Origin of the sequence: Haloarcula rubripromontorii, assembly GCF_001280425.1 — an archaeon.
GTDB lineage: Archaea > Halobacteriota > Halobacteria > Halobacteriales > Haloarculaceae > Haloarcula > Haloarcula rubripromontorii.
On sequence record NZ_LIUF01000004.1, the window covers coordinates 382753 to 405383 of the forward strand.

Below are 22631 nucleotides of genomic sequence, written 5' to 3' on the forward strand. Positions count from 1 at the left end.
GAGATTGGTTCCCAGACCCGACAACAGGGCGACCGCGAGGGGAGGATGTACCACGCGTTATCAGGATAGAGTTACCCTGGCGATACATTAATCAGGCCGCCGGCGACCAGTTATGGTATGGAGTACCACGAGTCGGCGGACTACTTGCAGTCGTTACAGCGTCGTCGGCCCAAGTTGGGAACCGATACGACGGCGCGGATGCTTTCACATCTCGGTGACCCGGACGACAGTTTCGACAGCGTGCAGATCGCCGGGTCGAACGGAAAGGGAAGCACCGCCCGGATGACCGAGAGCGTACTCAGGGCCGCCGGGCTAGATGTCGGTCTATTCACCTCGCCAGGGTTGAACGGCTTCCGGGAGCAGATCACGGTCAACGGCGGTCGGGTACCGAAAGAGCGAGTGACGGAGTTCGTCGAGCAGATCAAGCCCTGTATCGACCAACTGGCTGCCGAGGACGACAAGCCGACGCATTTCGAGGTTCTCACCGCGCTAGCGCTCTATCACTTCGATGTCGAGGATGTCGATGTCGCGGTGCTGGAAGTCGGCATCGGTGGCCGCTACGATGCCACGAGCGCAGTCGAGCCCGTCGCAAGCGCCGTCACCAGCATCAGTTTAGAACACACCGACCTGCTCGGCGACACAGTCGAAGCAATCGCTCGTGACAAGGCGCAGGTCGCGCCGCGGGACGCCCCGCTCGTGACAGGAACGACCGGCGCTGCTCTCGAGACGATTCAGGGGATTACCGATACGATCACCGTCGGCGACGCCGGGGCCGACGTCACCGCTGTCGAGAACGGCATGCGCTCGGCCGTCGAGAACCGCATCTCACTCACTGGGCCGGACTGGGCTCTCGAATCGAATCTTAAGCTACTCGGACAGCATCAAGCAGAGAACGCCGGTGTCGCAGCGACGCTGGCCCGACAACTCATCGACGTGGACACGGAAACCGTCTCCGAAGGACTGCGGGCTGCAACCTTACCGGGCCGGTTCGAAATCCGGTCGACTGACCCGATGGTGGTCCTCGATGGCTCCCACAACCCCGGTGCGATGGAGACGCTGACGACACTCATCGAGCGATACGAGTACGACGACCTCCATGTGGTTTTCGCCGCGATGAACGACAAGGAGTACGAACGAATGATTGCGACGCTTCCGGCCGTCGAGACGGCCTTTACCGCGCGACCGGAAGTCGACCGAGCCGCGAGCACCGAATCGCTCGCTGCGGCGTTTGAGGGGCAAGCGACCCGGGTACAGCGGGTCGAGTCCGTTCCAGAAGCCACCGAACGAGCGATAGCCACGGCTGACACGAACGATTTCGTCCTCGTGGCCGGCTCACTCTACGCAGTTGCCGAAGCACGGGACCGCTGGAGCCGCCTCGTTGTGCCCACAGAGAACCTCCGGCAAGCATCTACGGGCGGAGCTGATGGAGTCGGAAGTGAGCCAGAGATTCGCCAGCGAGTACTTTCGGTCACGTTGCGACGCGACCAGGCAGGCGTCGTCAAGCAGACGTTCGAGGACTGCGGTGGCACCTGCACCCGTTCGACTGTCGGGATGCCGGAGAAGCTCGTCGACACGACACTGTCGGGGACGCCGCGACAGTTCCGACGGCTCACTGACCGACTGGCCTCGGCGGGACTGGGGCTCGGCAGACTCGCCATGCAACTCGAAGACGCATTGGCTGACAGATCGTTCCCGCCACCGTTCGACACTGATTCGGCAGCCGTGATGGGGATTCTCAACGTCACGCCGGACAGTTTCTACGACGGTGGCGAGTACAATCGTCGCGACCTCGCTATCAGTCATGCGGAACAGCTGATCGAATCTGGGGCGGATATCGTCGATATCGGCGGTGAGAGCACGCGCCCCGGGGCCGAACCAGTGACCGTCGAAACAGAGATTGACCGCGTAGTGCCGGTCATCGAGGCCGTTTCGTCGCTCGATACGACTGTCTCTGTAGATACCCGAAAAGCTGCCGTCGCTGACGCGGCGCTGGATGCCGGGGCCGACATCGTCAACGATGTGTCGGGACTGTCAGACCCCGAGATGCGGTTCGTGGTTGCCGACCACGACGCGTCCGTCATCCTGATGCATAGTCTGTCCGCGCCAGTGGATCCGGGTCGAACTGTAACGTACGACGATGTCGTCGATGACGTGCTTCGAGACCTCACGGAACAGGTACTGCTCGCCGAGCAGGCCGGTATTGACCGCGAGCAGGTTATCATCGACCCCGGCTGTGGGTTCGGGAAGAACGCCGCCGAATCGTTCGAACTCGTCGACCGTCTCCACGAGTTCCACGCGCTCGGCTGTCCGGTGCTGGTCGGCCACTCTCGGAAATCGATGTTTGCAGATATAAGCGACGCAGAAGCGGACAGGCTGCCGCCGACGCTGGCAACAACGGCACTTGCCGCCGAACGCGGAGCGGACGCCGTCAGAGTCCACGATGTCTCCGAGAACAACGCCGTCCTCAAGACTGTTTCAGCGACGGCGGCTCGGCCGTCCCAGCTTCGACAACAGTGATACATCTGGAGTCCAAACAGTATGTATGCTACAGTTCCTCATGCAGTTCGGCTCGGGCCTGCTCGAATCCGTCGGGCAGGTGGCAGCAGTCGCTGGGACTGTCGTTCTGCTACTGATACTCGTTGGTCTGGGTGCCTTCGCGTACAAGAGCCTCGCTGGAGACGGAATCCGCTGGCCTGATGAGCGGGACGAAATGGACAGTGACGATGACGACGGCGTCGTGCAGGGAAGCCGTGACGACGACTGGAAGTATTACTGAGGGCAGAATCGAACTCGTGTGGCAGAACTGGACAGCACGCCGGCTGGTGCACCCATCCTCTAATCCGTACTGTGGTCGTATGAGTGTTCGAACTCCCAGTGGTACCGACAGTCTGTACAGGTCGCCCACTCGGGGATGTCGAACCGCTCGGGATGCCGTCGGCCGTGTTCCATCCGGCCTCGACAGACCGGACACGTGAGATACAGGAGTGTGAGGTCGGCGAACTCGTCGTGGCTGTACTCGCCGACACACCGCGGACAGTCGATGCTGTCACGCGCGTTGTGCTGGAAGATCTCCGACTCGCATCGCGGACACTCGACCGTCGCTGGCGGCCGTCTCGCCCACCCGCTGTCACCGTCGTACGTCGTCGTCGCCGTGTCCATGCTCGACAGTCTGAACTTGTTTGGACCGTCACCCCGCCGGAGTGGGGCGGCGATCCGCTCCCCGAGCCAGACGAGCTTCGAGAACAGGACCGCGAGCCATCCAGACACTATTCTCTAGTACGGATTCTGACGGCTTAAATTTCCGGGCAGCACCGACGCTGACCCGGGACTCTGCGGTCGATAGGTTTTCACGGCGACCCACAGTATGTATGGTATGGCTTTTGACGCCGTTGTCGATATCGCGCCGAGCGTCATGGGGCTGGCAGCAGCAACCGGAGGACACGTCGTAGGACAGCTGGAGCCCAGCGTTGCCGCCGAGCTATCCAGGCCACTTCGCGGGCTCGTCTCGTTTATTCTTGTTGTCGTGTCCGGCGCGGTGATACTCCGGCTGCGGCGGGCTTCTGTCGCCGATTCTATCGACGCGATATCGGCCAGCCCGGCGACCGCCGTCCTCTACGGCATCGCTGGATACGTGATATTCGGGATCGTCGGTCTCTACGGGACCACGACTTTGGCGCGCCTCGGTGTCGCCGGCGGCGTATTCGTCCGTCTCGTCGTTCTTGCCAGTAGCGCCGTTTTCCTGTTACTCACCGGCTTCGGGTTCCTCGTCGTCGGGACGCTGCTCACTGAACTCCTGTACCATCGTCAGCCGTCGCACGGGCTACTCATCGGCGCGTCTCTCAGTGCACTCACATGGGTCCTGTTGTCACCTGCCGGCAGTATCGTCGCCAGTCTCGGCATCGCCGCGTTCGGAATCGGCGGCTCTGTGCGGGTCTGGATACACTCTGAACGAACGGTCGAGACAGAGGTCGACCCACGCTAACACTCGTTATTCGAACTGTCGCTACGGGTCGCCTGGAAAACGTCAAAACGAGAGTGCGTCAGTCGGTCCCCGTCGCAGCGTCGTCGCTCCGTTCGGAGATGTCCGTCACCATCTCGTCGCCAGCAGTCACGATATCCATGTCGTCCCGTTCGGAGAGGTCCTGGATGGTTTCCGCGAACTCCTCAGACTCGAGTATCTGGTACTCATTGTCGAGCCCCAGATACACCGTGTAACACATCAGACACAGGATGAGCGCGAACGGGAGTCCTGTAGTGATTGCGGCCGTCTGGAGCGCCGTCAGGCCGCCACCGATGAGCAGGATGGATGCGACAAGTCCCTCCGTGAGGGCCCAGAATATCCGTTGCGTTCGCGGAACGTCGTGTTTGCCGCCCGAGGTCAGGTGGTCGATCACCAGCGACCCTGAGTCCGACGACGTGACGAAGAACGTGATGACCAGCAGGGTCGCGAGCAGTCCGCTGACGACACCGAGCGGGAACTGCTCCAGCAGGGCGAACATCGCGACGGTCTGGCCGACTTCGTTGTAGGTCGCTAACGCCTGCCCGTTCCCCATGAGCGAATTGAACATCGCGCTCCCACCGAACACCGACAGCCAGAGCGTCGAGAACAGCGACGGAAGGAACAGCACGCCCAGGACGAACTCCCGAACGGACCGGCCCTTCGAAATGCGCGCGATGAACATGCCGACGAACGGCGACCACGCGATCCACCAGCCCCAGTAGAACACGGTCCAGGCGGTGGGGGTGCCGTTCGCGGCTTCGTTGAGCGTCCCGGTGAAGAACCCGAGCGCAAGGATGTTCCCGAAGTACGCGCCGAGCCCCTCGACCCACGTCCCGAAGATGTACACCGTGGGACCCACGATAACGAGGAACCCGAGAAGCGCGAACATCAGGTAGAGGTTGAGCGTACTCAGGCGTTTGACCCCACCGTCGAGCCCTGCCGCAACTGAGAGCGTCGCGATGAGCGTGATACCGGCGATGAGTGCGACCTGCGGCCAGGTCCCCGTCGGGACACTCACCGCACCGAGCATGTCCCCGCCAACGTAGGACAGTCCCGTGTTGACCTGCGCAACACCGAGTCCCAGCGAGGTCGACAGCCCGAACAGCGTCGCGAACACCGTCACGAGGTCGATGATGTGGCCCGGCCAGCCGTAGATTCGCTCACCAAGGAGGGGCCAGAATATCGACCGGAACGTGAGCGGAAGCCCGCGGTTGAACGAGAAGAACGCGAGGCCCAGTCCCACCAGTCCGTACACCGCCCACGGGTGAAAGCCCCAGTGGAAGAACGTCTGTGCCATCGCAGCGGCCGCTGCGCCGCCGGTGCCGGCCTCGGCTCCGAAGAAACTCGGTGGGTTCTGGAAGTAGTACAGCGGTTCCGAGACGCTGAAGAACATGAGTCCGATGCCCATACCGGCGCTGAACAGCATCGCCATCCAGGAGAAGTCGCTGAACTCCTTCTCGGCCTCGACGCCGCCGATTTTTATTTTACCGTACTTGCTGAACGCAAAGTACAGCAATGTGACGATGAACACGTTCACCGCCAGCAGGTAGAACCAGCCGAAGGTGTCCCCGATTGTGTTGAACAACCACGTGTACGCTGAGGCTGCTGTGTCGCCGAGCAGTATCGTCACTGCGATAAACAGCGCAATTATCGCCAGTGCCACCGGGAAGACAACTGGATGAATGTCGAATCCAGCCGCCTGGATGTTCGTGTCACCGGGCTCACGGTCTGACTCCGGGTGGAACAGCTCTACCTGCAGTCCGTCCGACATATCACCGGTTGGATCGTCACTATCTGCCATACGTTACCCCTCTCGAACGTGGTACTGGTCTGTGGAGTCTCATTGTCGTAGTCTCGGTCTTGCTCTGTCACGGTCCGCTGCCACCGTCATGCCAGCGATGTCCCAGCGATAGGCGTCTGCAGCGTTCGCATCCTGTTTGACTCTCTGTGCTCGCTTGCAGGCACTGTGTGCCCGCGGGGCTATTGTCGACGTATTTTATGTGCTACTGAGTCTCATACGTATCCACTGATGCAACTCTAATAAAGGTTCACATTAAACACCAATATATGAGGGATTAGGGCGCTATACTGCCGTGGTTCGGCAGACATTTACATTATCTAGTACATTGTGGTTTGGTACTTCCCCGCGAGTCGGTCGCCAATCGCGTACCCCGGTGAGTGTTTTTATTTCGGACTCCCGCCTATCGCCGCTATGGCACGACTTCTGGCGACGGGAGCGGCCGCGGTGGCAGCACTGCTGATGGGCGTCGGTCTCATCGGGATGACAGCTGGCGACTTTCGGCTCGCAGGATTTAGCTTCCTCAGTGCGAGTCTGGTGATTTACATACGCGAAACGCGGCTGATAGACGCGTAGCGGTTGTCAAATATCGTTGACGCTCATCCGCTGGCTGATGACTGGCACGCTCGACGTTCTGACCACCTTGTCCGTCGTCCCGCCGAGGAGGTTTCCGAGTTTCCCGCGGAACGCCGACCCCAGAACGATTGCGTCCATCCCTTCATCTTCGGCGAACTCCACGATCTCTTCGCTGGGCGCACCGGTTTTGAAATGCGTCTCGTAGTCGACGCCGTGTTCTTCGGCGACAGTCCCGAGATTCGCCAACACCTCCTCGCCGTAGTTCCGATACTCCTCTCGCATTTCCTCCTCGTCATCCCTGAGCGCGAGCGCACGCGGTGTCCCCGGGAGGTCGATGACGTACAATGCATGCACTGTCGAGCCGAGCGCAGCAGCGAGTTCGATGCCGTGTTCTGCCCCTTTCCTGGCCTCGTCGCTGCCGTCGTACGGGACGAGTATGTGGTCGTACATGGTACTTGACTCATGTGTAATTCCCACACATACCTGTTATAGGTTTCCCCGCGTCTGGCGTCAAGCCGTCGATCTGAGCGCGGATTCGGCTTACAGTGCGCCGTTCTGGGCCTTGCGTGCGACGTTGTCGACAGGATAGCCTGCGTCACGAATCGCTGTGATGATGGTTTGTGCGTGCTCGGCACCACTCGTCTCGACGTTGAACACGAGGTAGGCCTCCCCGATTTCGAGATTCTCGACGGACCGTTCGTGTCTGACATCGTGGATATTGGCACCCTGTCTGGCGATGACACCGGATATTTCTTCCATCACGCCCGGCTGATCGTTGATGCGGACCCGGAGCTGCAGGAGCTGTTGGCGCTCTGTGAGCGCGTGGATGAGAACCTCACGCATCTGTGTCATGTCGAGGTTCCCACCACAGAGTAGCGGCATCACTGTCTCCCCAGACACGTCGAGGCCGTCGCTCAGCACAGCGGCCACGGAGGCGGCCCCGGCACCTTCGACGACCTGTTTGGCCCGTTCCATCAGCAGGAGAATCGCCTGTGCAATATCGGTGTCCGAAACCGTCACGACCTCGTCGACGTTCGCCTCGATAATGCCAAGCGTCGTCTCCGAGATACCGCCGGTGGCGATACCGTCGGCGATTGTGTCGACCTCGTCAAGCACGACCGGAATCCCCTTGTCGAGGCTCTCGTGGACGGTCTCCGCACCGGTCGCCTGAACGCCGACGACGCGCGTTTCGGGCGAGAGATGTTTGATAGCAGTTGAGACACCGCTGATGAGACCGCCGCCGCCGATGGGAACGACGACCGTGTCGACATCGGGGCAGTCGTGGTACATCTCCGTGCCGAGGGTCCCCTGTCCGGCGATGATGTCCAGGTCGTCGTAGGCGTGGACGAACGCGGCATCGGTCTCCTCGACGGCGGCCTGGGCGTGGGACATCGTCTCCTGGAAGTCGTTGCCGACCAGTTCGACGCTCGCGCCGTAGCCTCTTGTGGCATCGATCTTCGCCTGTGGTGCGTTCTCCGGCATGAAAATAGTCGCCTCCGCCCCGCACTTCGTCGCGGCGAGGGCGACGCCCTGCGCGTGGTTGCCAGCGCTGGCGGCGACGAATGACTCCACGCCGTCGGCGACATCCTGTGAGATTTTGTTGTACGCGCCTCTGGTTTTAAACGAGCCAGTCCACTGGAGGTGTTCCATCTTCAGGTGTACCTCAGCATCGACAAACCCGCCGAGGGACGTACTCCGCTCGACCGGCGTCTTTTTCACGACTGTGTCGTCGTCCAGTCGTTCGCGGGCTCGTTCGATGTCTGCGTACGTGACGGGCAGCGTGTCCGATTCTGTTTGTGTCATAATTGGTATCGTCTCGGGGCGTCTGTCAAAGTTGTTGGGTCATGTCCCGCTATCTGATGATTCGCTCTCGGGCCGGATCGAACAGCGGTTCGTCACGCACCGTCGCGTCGTATGTCTCGCCCTCGCACTGTATCTGAACCGACGTGCCGGCTTCGGCGTGTTCGGTCGGGACGTACGTGTACGCGATCGACTCGTCGATGCTGTAGCCGTAGTTCCCGGCCTGCACGTAGCCGAGTGCCTCGCCGTCTTTCAGAACTGGTCGGCCGCTCAGCATGATATCTGTCGAGTCGTCCAGCGTCACCGGCGTGATTTTGCTGTCGATACCCGCCTCGCGTGCGGTTTCCAGCGCCGCCTTGCCGATGAACTCGGTGTCCATGTCGACGGCGAAGGGCAGCCCGGCCTCGAAGGGGTTCGAGTCCGTGTCGATGTCCGTCCCCCAGAGGCGGTAGCCTTTCTCTAATCGCATGGAACCGAGCGCGCCGCCGCCCATCGGCCGGACGCCGAGGTCCTGGCCGGCCTCCCACAGCGTCTCCCAGAGGCGCTGGCCGTACTCCGTCGGAGCCCACAGCTCCCAGCCGAGTTCGCCGACGTAGGAGACCCGCAACGCGATGACCGGCACGTCGCCGACGTACATCCGCTTGGCCCGGAAGTACGGGAAGCCATCGTTGGTCACGTCGGCGTCGGTACACCGCTGGAGGAGGAGCCGGGCGTTCGGGCCCCAGAGACCGATTGTCGATTTCGCCCCTTCCTCGACGTGGACCGACACCGTCTCGGGGGCGTGGTCCTCCAGCCAGCCGCCGTGGATGCCGGGCGAGTTGCCGCCGCCGGTCGTCACCATGTACTCCTCGTCGTCGAGTTTGACGACAGTGATGTCCGCGAGAATCCCGCCGCCGTCGTTCAGCAGCAGGGAGTAGCGGACCTGCCCGGTGTCGATGTCCATGTCGTTGCTACAGACCCGCTGGAGGAACGCCCCGCTGCCATCGCCCTCGACCATAATCGAGGAGAACGTCGACATGTCGAACATCGACACCTTCTCGCGGGTGTGGAGGTGTTCGGCGGCCTCGATTTTCGAGCGGTTGATTCCCTGCCAGCCGTCCTGGTTGGGAATCCGGTCCTCGTACTTCGCTACCAGGTCGGCGTTTGACTCGTAGTACTGTGGCGTCTCCCAGCCGCCGCTCTGGTAGAACTCCGCGCCGAGTTCTTTCTGTTGGTGGTAGAACGGGCTCGTCCGGAGTCCCCGGTGGTCGTCGGGCTGCCACCGCGGCTCGACGATGCTGTACACCTGCTCGTAGCGCTTGGCCCCGCGGTCGACGAAGTAGTCCTTCTCGCCGGCGTGGGGCTCGAACCGCCGGACGTGGATGCCGCCGGTGTCGACCGGGCCCGAGGGCAGTCGCGGAACGCCGTTTTCCATCCACTCCGCGAGGATGCGGCCGTACCCACCGGAGTGAGTCCACCAGATGGCCAGCCCCGTCCAGAGGCCGTCGACCTGCGCCGTCTCGCCGACGGCGGGCATCCCGTCGGGCGTGAACACGAAGATGCCGTTCTCGGTGGCCTCGTACTCTACGTCCTGAGTCGCCGGGAGCAGTTCGTCGAAGGCCTGCTTGGCTGACTTGTCCCGCCCGCGGTGGGTCGGCGTCTCCCAGTGTTCTTTCGTGAACCCTCTGACCGAAGCCTGGTGTTCCTCGGTGTTTTTCCCCATCGCTTCGGGGTCGACCGAGAGCGTCTCGTGGTTGTACGACCCCATCCCGAGCGCGTCGCCGTGGGTCCGGAAGTACAGCGAGTGGTCCTGGTCGCGGCCGACGGGCTGGTGTGGCCCCTCGCTCATGTACTCCGCGATAGAGCGGTCCCCAGGAACATCGAGGCCGGTCGTGTTGTCCCCGACAGAGGTCTCGGCGTCGGCGAGTTCGTCCATCGGTTCGGTGACGACGTACTGGTGTTCGACCGGTGCAATCGGCAGGTCCAGCCCGGCGAGTTGGCCGGTCTGGTAGCCCCAGTTGTTGGTTGCGATGACCGCTCGCTCGCAGTCGATTCGCCCCTTGTCTGTCTCGACGGCGGTGATTTCACCGCCCGACACATCCAGATCCGTGACCTCCGTGTTCCCGTAGAACGACGCCGAGGAGTGTTCCATGTACCACTGGAGCGCGGCGATGCCGTCGACGCGGCCGTCGGTCGGCGAGTAGTAGCCGCCAAGAATCTCGTCCTCGTCGACCAGCGGGAGGTGTTCGGTGACCTCTTCGGGCGAGAGCAGTTGTGGCTCGGGCAGTCCGTAAGAGGTGGCCCACTCGACGCGCCGCCGGAGGAAGTCCATCCGCTCCTCGCTCCGGGCCACCTCGATGCCACCGACCTCGTCGTAGACACCGGCGTCGGAGAGTAATCGGCTGGTGTAGTGTGCCGTCTTCGTCTGTATCTTCGACGGCGATGTCTGGAACATGATGCCGGGTGCGTGGACCGACGACCCGCCGGTGACCGGAAGCGGCCCCTGGTCGATGACGACAACATCCTCCGCGCCGAGTTCCGTCAGGTGATACGCGACGCTACACCCGACGGCCCCGGCACCGATAACGACTGTATCCGCCCGAGACGGGGGAGTCTCTGTGCTCATGTATCTCGTTTGGGACTGTTTCTGTCACAATCTTAAATACACCGGTGGGGAGAACCACGCAAAGAGTAGACCGCCGGGGAGAGCGCTCAAATATCGATTATTCGTCCGGTATATGAGTGTCTGCTGTCCGTCGGGAAGGGAGAGTAAACGGCCAGTCGGACTGAACCACAGCGTGTTACAATCCCGATAGAATCAGCGGCGGGTCGGAGACTGCTCTCAGACGAGCGGTTCCTCGCGGACCGTCGCGTCGTAGCGCTCGCCCTCGTAGAGGATTTCGACGGTGGTGCCGGGTTCGGCGTACTCCGGCGGCAGGTACGTGTAAGCGACGCAGGCCCCGACGGTGTAGCCGTACTCGGCGCTGTGGAGATAGCCGATAGTCTCGTCGCCGTCAAGCACTGGCTTGTTGTCCAGCACCACGGCGTCCTCGTCGTCCAGCGTCAAGCACGCAACTTTGTGGTCGATGTTGTCGCCGTCGGCGGCCGCCGCGACCGCCTCCTTGCCGATGAAGTCGGTTTCGAGGTCGACGGCCCAGCCGAGGCCGGCCTCGTAGGGGTTGTGTTCTGTGTGGAGGTCCTTCCCCCAGAGGCGGAACCCCTTCTCGATTCGCAGGGAGTCGAGCGCGCCGCTGCCGTACGGGCGGATGCCGTACTCCTCGCCGGCCTCCAAGATGTGCTCCCAGAGGCGCTCGCCGTACTCCGAGGGCGTGTAGAACTCCCAGCCGAGTTCGCCCGCGTAGGAGACACGGAGCGCGGTCACGGGCACGTTCTTCACGAAGAACTGCTGGCTCGTGAAAAACGGGAAGGCGTCGTCCGACAGGTCGACGTCGGTGACCTTCGACAGGACCTTCCGGGCGTTCGGGCCGGTACAGACCATCGCCGCCAGACTGGAGGTCACGTCGTTGACGACCACGTCGTCGGGGGATTGCTCGCGCACCCACGCGACGTGGTTGTTCCCGACCTCGCGGCCGGTCGTCAACAGGAGGTAGCGGTCCTCGTCGGTCCGCGTGACCGTGATGTCAGCCCGGACGCCGCCGCCCTCGTTGCACATCAGCGTGTACTTCACGTCGCCCACGTCGATGTCCATGTCGTTCGTACAGAGGTACTGGACGAACTCGCCGGCGTCGCTCCCGATGACCTCCATCTTGTTGAAGGGGGTCATGTCGTGGAGGCCGACGTTGTTGCGGACGTTCAGCGCCTCGGCACCCTCGATTGGCGACCAGTACTTTGCCTCCCAGCCCTCGCGGTCGGGAATCCGGTCGCCGTACTCCGCCAGCAGGTCGGCGTTGGAGTCGAACCAGTGTGGTTCCTCCCAGCCCGCCTCGGCCCACAGTTCGGCGTCGTACTCCTTGTGGGTGTGGTACATCGGGGTCCGGCGGATGTCCCGCTGTTTGTCGGTCCAGACCCACTTGGGGTGCATGATGTTGTAGACGATGCGGTACTCCTCGCCGCCGATGTCCCGGGCGAAGTCCCAACTGCCCTCGTGGTCGTCGAAGCGGTTCACGTCACAGTGTGCGAGGTCAATCGGACCGGACGGGAGCCGCGGGACGCCGTGTTCCATCCACTCGGCGAGGGCCTTCCCGGCCCCGCCGGCGTGGGTGACCCAGATGGCCGCAGCGGTCCAGAGGCCGTCGTACTCCTGGACCGGCCCCATCACGGGGAGGCCATTGGGCGACTCCGCGAACATGCCGTTGTACTTGTGTTCGAGTTCCTTGCCGGCCGTCGCCGGGATGAGTTCGTCGCTGGCCTGGCGCGGGGCCTTGTCCGGCCGGTCCGGGTGGGTCGCGTTGTCCATGTGGTAGTCGGTGAACTCGTGGACCGACCCCTGTTCGCCGTCAGGATCGTTGCCGCCCAGTCCCTGCGGGTCGGGCACGATTGGCTCGTGGTTGTACGAGCCGATGCCGTAGGAATCTCCATGGTTCCGGTAGTACATCGCGTTGTCCTGGTCGCGGAGAATCGGCCGGTCCGGACCCACGAGGAGCCGTTTCGCCTTCTCCCCGGAGACGTTCTCGTAGTTCTCGAACAGCGGGTGGTCGGTGATGTCGACCGCGCTGTCGGCCAGTTCGTCGAGCGATTCCGTCATTGTGTACTGGTGTTCGACCGGCGTCACCGGCAGGTGGACGCCGAGCTTCTCGCCGAGTTGCCGGGCCCAGATGTTCGTCGCCACGACCACCTCGTTGCACTCGATGGTACCGTTCTCGGTGACGACGGCCCGCACCGAGCCGTTCTCGGTTTCCACGTCCTCGGTGCGCGTGTGCGGAACGAACTTCGCACCCCGGTCCATCGCTTCCCGGGCCAGCGCGTCACACGCGACGACGCCCGAGACTTGCCCGTCCGTTGGGGAGTAGTAGCCACCCTTGATCTGGTCGGCGTCGACCAGCGGGAGGTGGTCGGTGACTTCCTCTGGGGAGAGCAACTGCGGGTCTTCGATGCCCCAGGCCTTTGCGTACTCGACGCGGCGCTGGAGGAAGTCCATGCGCTCCTCGCTCCGGGCCACCTCGATGCCACCTGTTTCGTTGTAGGCCTGGTGTCCGTCAGCCCCTTCGAGGTCCGAATACAGCCGACGGCTGTAATCCGCAAACTGGCTGAGGGTCTTCGGTTCCGCGGTCTGGAACATGATTCCGGGGGCGTGTGTCGACGATCCACCCGTAGTCGGCATCGGCCCCTGGTCGACCACGACCACGTCTTCGCGGCCGAGTTCTGTCAGCTGGTAAGCGACGTTACAGCCGACGATTCCAGCACCGACGATGACGGTATCGGCCTGGGTCGGCAGGCTATCGGTAGGCTCCATGACTCTGGGTAAAACGTGCTATGGCGTGGCAATATAGTTACCGCCTGATCCATCTCCTTTGCAAAATAAAGCCGAATTGTCACGTAGTGTTTCAGAATAACAGGAGTACCATTGTTAATAGATTTGGGTCCCCTGTGGTGATTGTCGCCGCTGTGTAGGAACTCCAAGTCACGCCTAACAGACAGATTGTATTGTCACCTTATGTATTCATACCCCAGCAGAATGTGTCCCCAACGGTGATTTCACACCATCGATGGCAGCGTCTCAGCCAGCGGTTCTGTCCCGAAAGAGAATCACAGCACCGCGCTATGTGACCCGGTGCAACGCCCACTCCCAGCGTTTTTGTCCGCGCGCCGCCGGCCTTGGGTATGGACTACGCGCCCGTCACGCACACGACGACGGACCGACAGCTCGGACGATTGCCGTCAGGGCGAGACGTGTCTGTGACTGTCCACCGGTACGTCGGCGGCTCCGGGCCGACTGTGTACATTCAGGCGGCGCAACACGGCATCGAACTCAACGGTCCAGCCGCGTTGCGGCGGCTCCACGACCGCCTGACTGACGCGGCCATCGCTGGGCGAGTGGTCGTCGTCCCGGTGGTGAACCAGCTTGCGTTCGACCACCGGTCGTACATGACTCCCGGTGAGTACGACGTGATGAACCCGAACCTGAACCGCGTGTGGCCGGGCAACGAATGCGGAAGCTTACAGGAGCAGTTCGCCGCTCGGCTGTGGGAACTCGTAGAAGACGCCGACGCGGCCGTCGACCTCCACACCGGGACGGCAGATATGCTGGAACACGTCCGGTGTCGGGCAGGCGATCCGGCCGCCGAGCGCCTCGCCGAAGCGTTTGGCACGTCATACAGGCTCACCGACGCAGCAGAGGACACAGATGACGACGGGTCCGGCAGGACGTTCCGAGCGGCGGCTGCGGCAGCCGGGATTCCGGTTATCACTGCAGAACTATCGAACAGTCGTCGGATCGCACAGGACGCGGTTGCAGCGGGTGTCGACGGGATGCAGAATCTTCTACGCGAACGTGACGTTCTCCCCGAAGAACCCGAATCAAAAGCGACACAAACGGTACTCCGAAACGATGCGGAGCCAGTCACCGCGTCGAAATCGGGGCTGTTCGAATCTCGGCCGGACATCACTGTCGGCAATACCGTCGACGCCGGGGAGCGACTGGGAACTATATACGAACCAGCCTCCTTCGAGCAACAACAGGTCGTTTCAGCGACAGAACGAGGAGTGGTATTCTCGATTGCCAGGGAGTCCGTCGTCGTGAAGGGGGAGCGGCTCGCGGGCATCGCGATACCGGGATAGCCGACTCAAGTTCGACGGCTCACCGACGAGTTCTGTTTCAGACAGGTGGTGATAGCCGTGGTTTTGTGGGGGTTTATAAATGGGTTCGGTATTCCACACCTATCTCTACACCATAACGTGTCATAGTCACTCAATGACATGGGACTCCACACCGCCTTCACGGCGCTCGCGGAAGTTATCGATGCGTACGAATCCCGCGGTCGGTCCATTGAGACCGTCGAAGCATCGCCTGCCGACACCGGTGGTGCAGTCCTCGATGTGACGGTGGCAATGCCGGTCTCGCTGCGTTCCGGTGGCGGCGCTGATGAGAGCCTCACGCCGGAGACGGCGAGGCTGACCGAGAGTGGTGACCTCGAAGTCACGTTCTCACCACCGGCTCCCGAACTCCCGTCGACTTCCGGTGTCGCGCTGTCGGTATGCGACGCTTCGGCGACGGTCACCGACGATGGCTTACTCCTGACGGTTCATCTAACGATCGACGCCACAGATGCACCAGACGGGGCAGCCAGCGCCGACTGCGGGCCTGACCGGGCTGGCTCCAGCGACACAGCGACCACCACATCGCGTTCGGCCGGGCCCGTCGAGGGTGACGGTGGCCCGGTCGATGGGTCGGCCGCCTCGGCTGCAGAGTCTACCAACGGCGGAGACAGCGGTTCACAGGAAAACTCACAGTCAGGCGACGCATCTACGGCGGATGCGCAGTCTGATCGCGACACCGACTCTGAATCCGACTCATACGCCGCCGTCCGCGACGACTCTGTGCCACCGTACGAGGACACGGACTACCTGCAAGCACTGTACGACGGATGCGACAACTTCAGAGAAATCGCCGAGAAAATACAGATGGACGTGTCCTCCGAGACAGTCCGACGGTACATGATAGAAGCGGACATCCACGTCCCGAACACGTACGACACGTCCAGTGACGACGAGGAAGAACCGTCGACCGAATCAGATGCCCCGGACGAGGGCGCGAATCAGTCCGGTGCTGTGGATGCGGACGAAACGGTCGCTGTGGTCGAGCCTGTCTCGGCAGAGTCGTCCGGCCCCGCCGACGAGCCGGTCGGAGAACTCCCCGACGAACAACTGGTCACCGACGGGATCGGACTCCCGGCTGATGTCCAGTTACAAGACATCGCGGACGCGGTCGTCGAGTCGGACACGGTCTACGAGGTCCAGCGCCGCCTAGACCTCGACCGGGGCCGGACCCGGGATCTGCTCGAAGAGCTCAATCTGTTGGACCTCGTCCTGTGCCGGCTCACGGACGAACCGGACCAAGCCGTCTCCTACGAGACTGTGGCAGGTCGAATCCGGCAGTGTACGCCACATTGCGCGTGATGATCTCGGTCTGTTATAAATGGGTTCGATGCCCCACCCACAGAGAAAAGTACGGGTACGTCTTATATATGGCAACACATGGCCCTCGGAACTCGCGCAGTCTCAAACAGTCAGGGTGTCCAGACGCTGCTGACGAGCGCCCGGTTCGAACTGATGCCGTTCGAGAGCTTCGACGAGGAAATCACTCACCTTCCCGACGACGCGACGATCGCAATTACGACCTCGCCACAGCTCGGTATCGAGAAGACCGTCGAAAAGACGGAGCAAGCCGCTGCAATGGGGTACGATGTCGTGCCACATGTCGCAGCCCGCTACGTGGAAGACCGGGCGCAACTCGAAGCTATAGCCGAGCGACTGGACCAGGCAGGCATCACTGACATCTTCGTCCCTGGCGGTGACCGCGAGGAACCGGCCGGTGAATACGAGTCAGCCCTCGATATGCTCGAAGCACTCGCAGAGACCGAGTACTCCTTTGAGGAAGTCGGTATCACGGGCTACCCCGAGGGCCACGACTTCATCGACGACGAGACGCTGGCGGAGTCGATGGCACAGAAAGCACCATATGCGACGTACATCGTCACGCAACTCTGTTACGACCCGGATGCCGTGTTAGAGTGGGTCGAAGAGATCCGTGGTCGCGGTATCGAACTCCCTGTCGAAGTTGGCATCCCGGGGGTAATGAACTACCAGCGACTGATGCAGATCTCCCAGAAAGTCGGCGTCGGTGACTCGATCAAGTTCCTCAGAAAGACCACGGGGATTCTCGGCTTCGTCAAGCAACTGGTCGGTTCTCGCGGGACCTACGAACCAGACGAACTCATCGACGGTCTCGCCCCATACGTCGGGGACGACGAATACAACATCCGCGGCGTCCACATCTACACCTTCAATCAGACGCCCGACACGGAGAAATGGCGGCACAAGCGTCTCGACTCCTGAACCCCGCTGATTGCCCGGACTCGGGTCGCGCCCCGACAACAACCAGTTTTCAGTCGTATTGTAGTCTCTGACAGCGGACGGTGGTGTGTCCGAATCACCCCACCGGAGTACAGCGAGAAGCGACGTGGATATTCCGTAGACACGAGCTGTCCAGCGACAGCACTGCAGGACTGAATGGCGTGTGAAAACGACGGAGCGCTACGACGGTATCAGTGAAAACTGTGACGGCAGTCAAAGAACAACGTCGGCGGACAGCAGCGAGGTTCGCTGGCTGCCGGGACAGACGGAGTGGTGGAGTTAGTCGTCGCTTTCGGCTTCTTTGCGGGCGTTGAGCTTCGCCTGCTCACGGGCGCTGGGATTGACCGACTCCTTGAACGGGACCTTCGCGGCGGTGGCAAACACCGGTTCGCCGGGTTCCTCTGCGTACTCGTCTGGGAGATGAACCTGGAACTCCAGGTCCAGTTCCTCGTCGTAGATCTCGTCGTTAAGCGGCGTGTCTGTGACTTCCTGAATCTTCTCGGCCGGGACGAACCCCATCCCGATGTTGGTTTCCAGGTCCGGGTTCCACCACGGGGACGTGAGGTAGCCGCACTCCTCACCCGTGTCCGGATCAGAGATAAGCCAGAAGTCGGGGGCGTAGTCGCGGATAGGCTCACCGGCGATCTTCAGGCCGATGAGTTTGTGCTGGAACGGGTAGTTACCGTTCTCGATCTGTTCTTTCTGTTCTTCGAGCACCTCTTTCCCGATGTAGTCGGCTTCCTTGTCGTCGGGAACGTGGTAGCCGAGGTTGACCTGGAACGGGGAGGTCTCGTGGTCGAGGTCCTGACCCCAGGACATGATGCCGGCAGCGATCCGGCGGTGGTGTCCCGGCGCGATCTGGCGACCACCGTGGTCTTTGACGGACGCCATAACTGGGTCCCATACCTTCTCGGCGTTTTCCATCGCGTCCTTGACGTAGATCTCGAAGCCTTCCTCGCCGGAGAAGCCGGTCTGGCTGATCAGTACGTCACAGCCGTCGATCTCGGCCTCCATCAGACCGTAGTACGGCACGTCTTTGACCTTGTCACCGACGACGTCGACCATCACGTCAAGCGCCCTCGGGCCCTGGATCTGCATCGGGGCGACGTCGATCTCGTCGATCTCAACGTCGAAGTCGTTGTCGACGTTGACGCCCTGCAGCCACTGCATAAGCGTCGAGTCGGAGATGGAGAACCAGAACTCGTCTTCTTCGGGGCGCAGGAGGACGGGGTCGTTGAGGACGCCGCCGTCTTCGTTGCAGAGGATGACGTACTTCCCGTCCATGGCGTCCATTCCTGTTACGTCGCGGGTGACGACGTAGTTCGTCAGCGCCTCGGCGTCAGGCCCTTTGACACGAATCTGGCGCTCTACGGCAACGTCCCAGAGGGTGACGGTGTTGGTCAGTGCGTCGTACTCCTTCATCACGCCGCCATCCTCGGGTTCGATGAGGCCGCGTGGGTGATAGAGGCGGTTGTAGACGGTTGCCCGCCAGGCACCCTCTTCATTGAATGACTTGTGGAAGAACGGGGACTTTCGAACGCGCGTCGACACCAACATCTCGATGTTGGGGTCACCAGTCTGGCGGAGGTTACGGGGGACGGTCCGGTCTGACTGGTCGACACTGGGATGATTAGGATGTTCCTCGTTACCGGTCATGCCTCTGAAAGAAGATGTGAAATGCTAATAAAAGATACTGTTACTTGCTTCTGGGATTTATATGCGGGGCGGAGTTGACTGGCAGAAGCGATGCTCTGAACCGTTGTTTTACAGCTCCTAAGTGGAGATATTTACAGGAGTACGCAATCGTATGACTCGGCTGAGACTGGAAAGTACGAGAGGAAACGACCGGCACAGCCCAGCCGTTGTGACTGCTCCGACAGAGATCATTGCGAGCAACTGCTTGTTCGAGTGTAGCTCACGATAGCGAACTCGCTGTGTGCCGTTCGGTCTGTCTCAGTCCAGCACGACCAGTCGACTGTCGGGAAGACTGTATCGCCGTCGTAAGATGCTGCTAATTCGGTCAGAATTAGCTCGTCGGCCCGTGGGAGAAACTGTTCGTACACTGTCGCTCCACCGATGACATACGTCGTAGATGCACCACTGTCGGCCGCTGCTGACAGCGCCGCCGTCGTCGAGGTAACGGCCGTAACACTGTCGGGAAGGCGATTCGGTGTCGTGGTCAAAACGATGTTCAGTCGCTTCGGTAGCGGGCCATCAAGATCACGCTGAATACTCTCGAAGGTTCGCCGCCCCATAATCACGGGATGACCGACTGTTGTCTGCTTGAAATGTGTCAGGTCTTCGGGATACTGCCACGGAACGTCGCCGTCAGCACCGATCACCCCGTTAGCTGCGACGGCAGCGATCAACGAGACTTTCATACATACCCCTTTGTCGGGCTCCTGGTAATAAGCTCGCCCCAGTCGATACGTGGGGCCACCGCTAGAAAGTCACGTATCAGTCCCGCTGCCCCAGTTGGAGACGAGATACAAGGAACGCACGGTCGCTCTCGGGTATCGTAATCCCGCTGTATATGATGGATGAGTAAGATGTTTCCACAGCAGTGCTAGCCCGGACCGTGATAGCGCATCTCGCGCGTCACTTATGGGGGTCAGCCATATAAAATGTTGCATGGATACGATTCACCTGCCGCCCGGACCCGCCGCTGCTCAGGCGTTTCGCCTGGGAATCGTTGCGAGCGCTGTCGGTGGGCTCGCCGGGATCGCGACTCTGTACTGGCTAGATGTTCTGACGCCGCTGTTTGCTGGATACGTACTCGTTCTCCTGTTCCCCGTGTATCTTGTCTTCGCCGCGACAGCGCTGAGCGTGTGGTTGGGGTACAACAAAGATGCGACGGCGTTACGCCCAGTCTATCGTCAAAAAGATTCGAGCAGGCAATCGAAGTAGTTCTAGCGGCTAAAGAGATCTAATATTCGCACCGAGAGGTCTCTTTTTGCTGTTTTCAGACATAGACCCTCGGATTTGCTTTCAAACGTGATTCGATATGACCAGCGGGCTTTGAAACTGCCAAAGCGACGGGGAACACTCTTCGATGTCCGACTTGCGAACTCACTTCTCTCGGTCTATTATCGTCGCCGCGATGAGGTTCCGCATCCCACGGCGGAGTCTGCCGCTCATTGCTGTCGAGGATAGCCCGATTTCGTCGGCAACTTCGTTCAAAGATATGTCTCTGGGTTCTCCGAAATAGCCGTTTTCGTACGCAGTCGTCAGAGCGGTCCGCTGTTCATCAGTCAATCCGTACGACGATTCGCCACCGGTGTCCGTGTTTCCGTATATTTCGATTATATCGAGGGAGATATCGTTCTCGTTTGCATATTCCCAGATCGTATTGAGCGCTTCGCGGTCAGGAAGCAGGAGTCGGACGAGCCACCCGTTGCCCTTCGTTTCTGTATGAACGAGAAAGCCGTTGACATCGGTAACGACAGAGCTGATAAGTTTCGTTTCAGGGGTGTGTTCGATGTAGTATATGCCGGTCTGGTCGGTCCAGTCGACAAGGTCGTAACTCTGGACTGTCGGGTCGGCATCGAGCATCTCCTCGAGTCGTTCCCTGTCGTGGTACTCGACGAGGAACGGAAACACAGTGGATCCCGGGTCGGTGTTCCCCTGCGTAATAACGCGGATGGTTATCTCTCCGAGGTTCTGTAAGGTTGGAACCAGCGCGAGGCGTTCGTGTTGGATGTGTATTTTAGTCGTTATCGACATTGTGTGGGAAGGGACTGCTCTTGAAGCGTCAGAGATCAGTACGAACTGGACAGCTGAACAGCAGCATCGGTGAGTTGCTGTGTATAAGCTGGGTCACTACGTCAATGTTTACATACACAGGTGCACACACGAGGGCAAAAATATAAATCTGACTGTACTTCGAGCGAGTTCAGAGCGAGCTAAGTAGTGTGTTTTCACCGTTGAGAACAGATATGAAACCTATTCTCGGAACAGACCAGATAAAAACGGATGCAAAAACTGTGTGTCACTGATTTACGCAATGCGGCGATAGCCGCTCTACCAATAATATGTGTTAATAATCATTTGAAATTATCCGTAATAAATACCCGTAATTATCCACCAAGGGGGTTACCACGTTGTAACGAATATAGTATATTGAAATGAGTACCCAACAAAACAGGACAACAGAGAGCAGCAAGTTCTCCACCGACGATTTCTATCTGCCGGCAGTCGCACTGCCACCAAATTTCGGTCGTATCGAGTCGTTCGTTTCCGACCTCTTTGATTTCCACGGTGTCGTGTTGATTCCGGACAGTTACAATAAGTAATTCCTCAATCGCCGGTTTGCAGTCTATCCGAAGAGGAACCAGCCACGACTGCTTAGTCTGCCAGTTCGTCGGCGACTGCTTCGACAACTTCGATGGGAACGTCGTACTCTTCGGCTACCGCTTGTGCCTGAGCCGCCGAGAGCGAACCGTCCCCAGCGACTGCATTTTTGCCGGGTTCCCGAGGCTGTGACGGCGCTAGCGTTGCATCACTGATGGACAAGCTGACTGCGTCCCATCGGGTGTAGTGACCCATCGCATCGAAGTACGCTTTTGTCGCCCGCCGTTCGTCATCCCGGAACTCGGCGGTCAGAAGTCCCTCCTCACCGACCAGCGGACCAGCTTTGACAATCCCAGCCGGGTTGATAAGCATACTCCCGCCCGCAGCGACGTTGAATCCGAGTTCTGCCTCCGAGAACCCGTCCGGCACAGCGTCGTCCATGTACGCCGAGCACGAAGCGACGAACGACTGGGTTTCGAAGGCGTACTCGCGCATCGCGGGATAGATATCACAGGTATCCACAGCGTCGCTCGTCTCCGCTCGGGTCTTGTCACCCGGATGCCCGTGCTGTTCCCAGAAGCCGGGCCAGACGGCGGCGTGTATCTCCTCACCCATCGCGGTTAGCGCCGCCTTCGAGAGTGTCATGTGGTTCTCATAGCAGATGAGCCCGCCGAGTCGGCCGACATCTGTTTCGTACGTGGCCAAGCTCGATGGATCGCCGCGGCCCCAGATGGCACGCTCCTCGTGGGTCGGCATGAGTTTTCGGTGGCGACCCACCAGCTCCCCGGTACTGTCGAAGTAAAACAGCGAATTATAGAGCGTCTCGCTCCCCTGCCGGTCGCTGATTTCGTTCGTTCCCAGCACGAGTGTGAGGTCGGCTTCCGCGACGGTCTCGCCGAGTATCTCGATAGCCTCGTCGTCGGCGTGGAGGCTGTTCTTCTGGAGGTCCACCATCAGGTCTGTCCATCTGGGGATAGAAACACTGCCCCGCCAGTATGGATACCCTGGAAAGTACGTCTCCGGAAAAACGACGACGTCCGCACCGTCCCGGCCGGCCTGCTCGATATACCGACACGTCTTGTCCAGCGTTCCAGCCATATCGTGGTAGACGGGCTCTACCTGTGCGGCCGCGAGTGTGAGCGACTCAGATGGCAT

The 22631-nt window shown here is 60.8% G+C and carries 17 protein-coding genes; 7 read left to right on the forward strand and 10 right to left on the reverse strand.

The window, feature by feature from the left end; genetic code table 11:
- Window positions 1-117: 117 nt before the first annotated feature.
- Together folP and AMS69_RS14145 are read left to right on the forward strand one after the other, a co-directional pair.
- Window positions 118-2517, forward strand: coding sequence for a dihydropteroate synthase (gene folP / locus AMS69_RS14140; RefSeq protein ID WP_053968699.1), 2400 nt, complete (start codon window positions 118-120; stop codon window positions 2515-2517).
- 25 nt (window positions 2518-2542) lie between these two features.
- Window positions 2543-2776, forward strand: coding sequence for a hypothetical protein (locus AMS69_RS14145; protein WP_053968700.1), 234 nt, complete (start codon window positions 2543-2545; stop codon window positions 2774-2776).
- Window positions 2777-2835: 59 nt separating this feature from the next.
- Here the strand turns inward: AMS69_RS14145 and AMS69_RS14150 are convergent, their stop codons facing one another.
- The gene (locus AMS69_RS14150; protein ID WP_238378480.1) at window positions 2836-3267 is read right to left on the reverse strand and encodes a hypothetical protein; all 432 of its coding nucleotides are present in this window, start codon (window positions 3265-3267) and stop codon (window positions 2836-2838) included.
- Between the two features lie 106 nt (window positions 3268-3373).
- Here AMS69_RS14150 and AMS69_RS14155 point away from each other — a divergent pair, with 106 nt between their 5' ends.
- Window positions 3374-3982, forward strand: a complete 609-nt coding sequence (locus AMS69_RS14155) for a hypothetical protein (RefSeq protein ID WP_053968701.1) — start codon at window positions 3374-3376, stop codon at window positions 3980-3982.
- A 58-nt stretch (window positions 3983-4040) separates the two neighbouring features.
- Here AMS69_RS14155 and AMS69_RS14160 read toward each other — a convergent pair whose 3' ends face one another.
- The gene (locus tag AMS69_RS14160) at window positions 4041-5801 is read right to left on the reverse strand and encodes a BCCT family transporter (RefSeq protein ID WP_053968702.1); all 1761 of its coding nucleotides are present in this window, start codon (window positions 5799-5801) and stop codon (window positions 4041-4043) included.
- A 411-nt stretch (window positions 5802-6212) separates the two neighbouring features.
- Here AMS69_RS14160 and AMS69_RS20260 point away from each other — a divergent pair, with 411 nt between their 5' ends.
- Entirely contained in the window at window positions 6213-6374 is a 162-nt protein-coding gene (locus tag AMS69_RS20260; RefSeq protein ID WP_155119973.1) for a hypothetical protein, read from the forward strand.
- A gap of 6 nt (window positions 6375-6380) precedes the next feature.
- Here the strand turns inward: AMS69_RS20260 and AMS69_RS14165 are convergent, their stop codons facing one another.
- From AMS69_RS14165 to AMS69_RS14180, 4 genes are all read right to left on the reverse strand, one after another.
- Window positions 6381-6824 (reverse strand): universal stress protein, encoded by a 444-nt coding sequence (locus AMS69_RS14165; RefSeq protein WP_053968703.1) that lies wholly within the window; start codon window positions 6822-6824, stop codon window positions 6381-6383.
- Between the two features lie 90 nt (window positions 6825-6914).
- Window positions 6915-8177 (reverse strand): threonine ammonia-lyase, encoded by a 1263-nt coding sequence (ilvA, locus tag AMS69_RS14170; RefSeq protein WP_053968704.1) that lies wholly within the window; start codon window positions 8175-8177, stop codon window positions 6915-6917.
- A 49-nt stretch (window positions 8178-8226) separates the two neighbouring features.
- Complete coding sequence (locus tag AMS69_RS14175) at window positions 8227-10779, reverse strand: GcvT family protein (RefSeq protein ID WP_053968705.1); 2553 nt, start codon at window positions 10777-10779, stop codon at window positions 8227-8229.
- A 216-nt stretch (window positions 10780-10995) separates the two neighbouring features.
- The gene (locus AMS69_RS14180) at window positions 10996-13566 is read right to left on the reverse strand and encodes a GcvT family protein (protein ID WP_053968706.1); all 2571 of its coding nucleotides are present in this window, start codon (window positions 13564-13566) and stop codon (window positions 10996-10998) included.
- A 368-nt stretch (window positions 13567-13934) separates the two neighbouring features.
- Between AMS69_RS14180 and AMS69_RS14185 the strand changes: the two genes are divergently transcribed.
- From AMS69_RS14185 to AMS69_RS14195, 3 genes are all read left to right on the forward strand, one after another.
- Window positions 13935-14891: a succinylglutamate desuccinylase/aspartoacylase family protein gene (locus AMS69_RS14185; RefSeq protein WP_053968707.1), complete on the forward strand. Its 957-nt coding sequence runs from the start codon at window positions 13935-13937 to the stop codon at window positions 14889-14891.
- A 138-nt stretch (window positions 14892-15029) separates the two neighbouring features.
- Window positions 15030-16229, forward strand: coding sequence for a hypothetical protein (locus tag AMS69_RS14190; RefSeq protein WP_053968708.1), 1200 nt, complete (start codon window positions 15030-15032; stop codon window positions 16227-16229).
- A gap of 78 nt (window positions 16230-16307) precedes the next feature.
- Window positions 16308-17168 (forward strand): methylenetetrahydrofolate reductase, encoded by an 861-nt coding sequence (locus tag AMS69_RS14195; protein WP_053968709.1) that lies wholly within the window; start codon window positions 16308-16310, stop codon window positions 17166-17168.
- Between the two features lie 297 nt (window positions 17169-17465).
- Here the strand turns inward: AMS69_RS14195 and AMS69_RS14200 are convergent, their stop codons facing one another.
- The 4 genes from AMS69_RS14200 to AMS69_RS14220 form a co-directional block, all read right to left on the reverse strand.
- Window positions 17466-18842 (reverse strand): glycine cleavage system protein T, encoded by a 1377-nt coding sequence (locus AMS69_RS14200; RefSeq protein ID WP_053968710.1) that lies wholly within the window; start codon window positions 18840-18842, stop codon window positions 17466-17468.
- Between the two features lie 227 nt (window positions 18843-19069).
- The gene (locus AMS69_RS14205; RefSeq protein WP_053968711.1) at window positions 19070-19567 is read right to left on the reverse strand and encodes a dihydrofolate reductase; all 498 of its coding nucleotides are present in this window, start codon (window positions 19565-19567) and stop codon (window positions 19070-19072) included.
- Between the two features lie 688 nt (window positions 19568-20255).
- Entirely contained in the window at window positions 20256-20909 is a 654-nt protein-coding gene (locus AMS69_RS14215; protein WP_053968713.1) for a helix-turn-helix domain-containing protein, read from the reverse strand.
- A gap of 621 nt (window positions 20910-21530) precedes the next feature.
- Window positions 21531-22631 carry a carbon-nitrogen hydrolase family protein gene (locus AMS69_RS14220; protein WP_053968714.1) on the reverse strand — a complete coding sequence of 367 codons (1101 nt, stop codon included), beginning with the start codon at window positions 22629-22631 and terminating at the stop codon, window positions 21531-21533.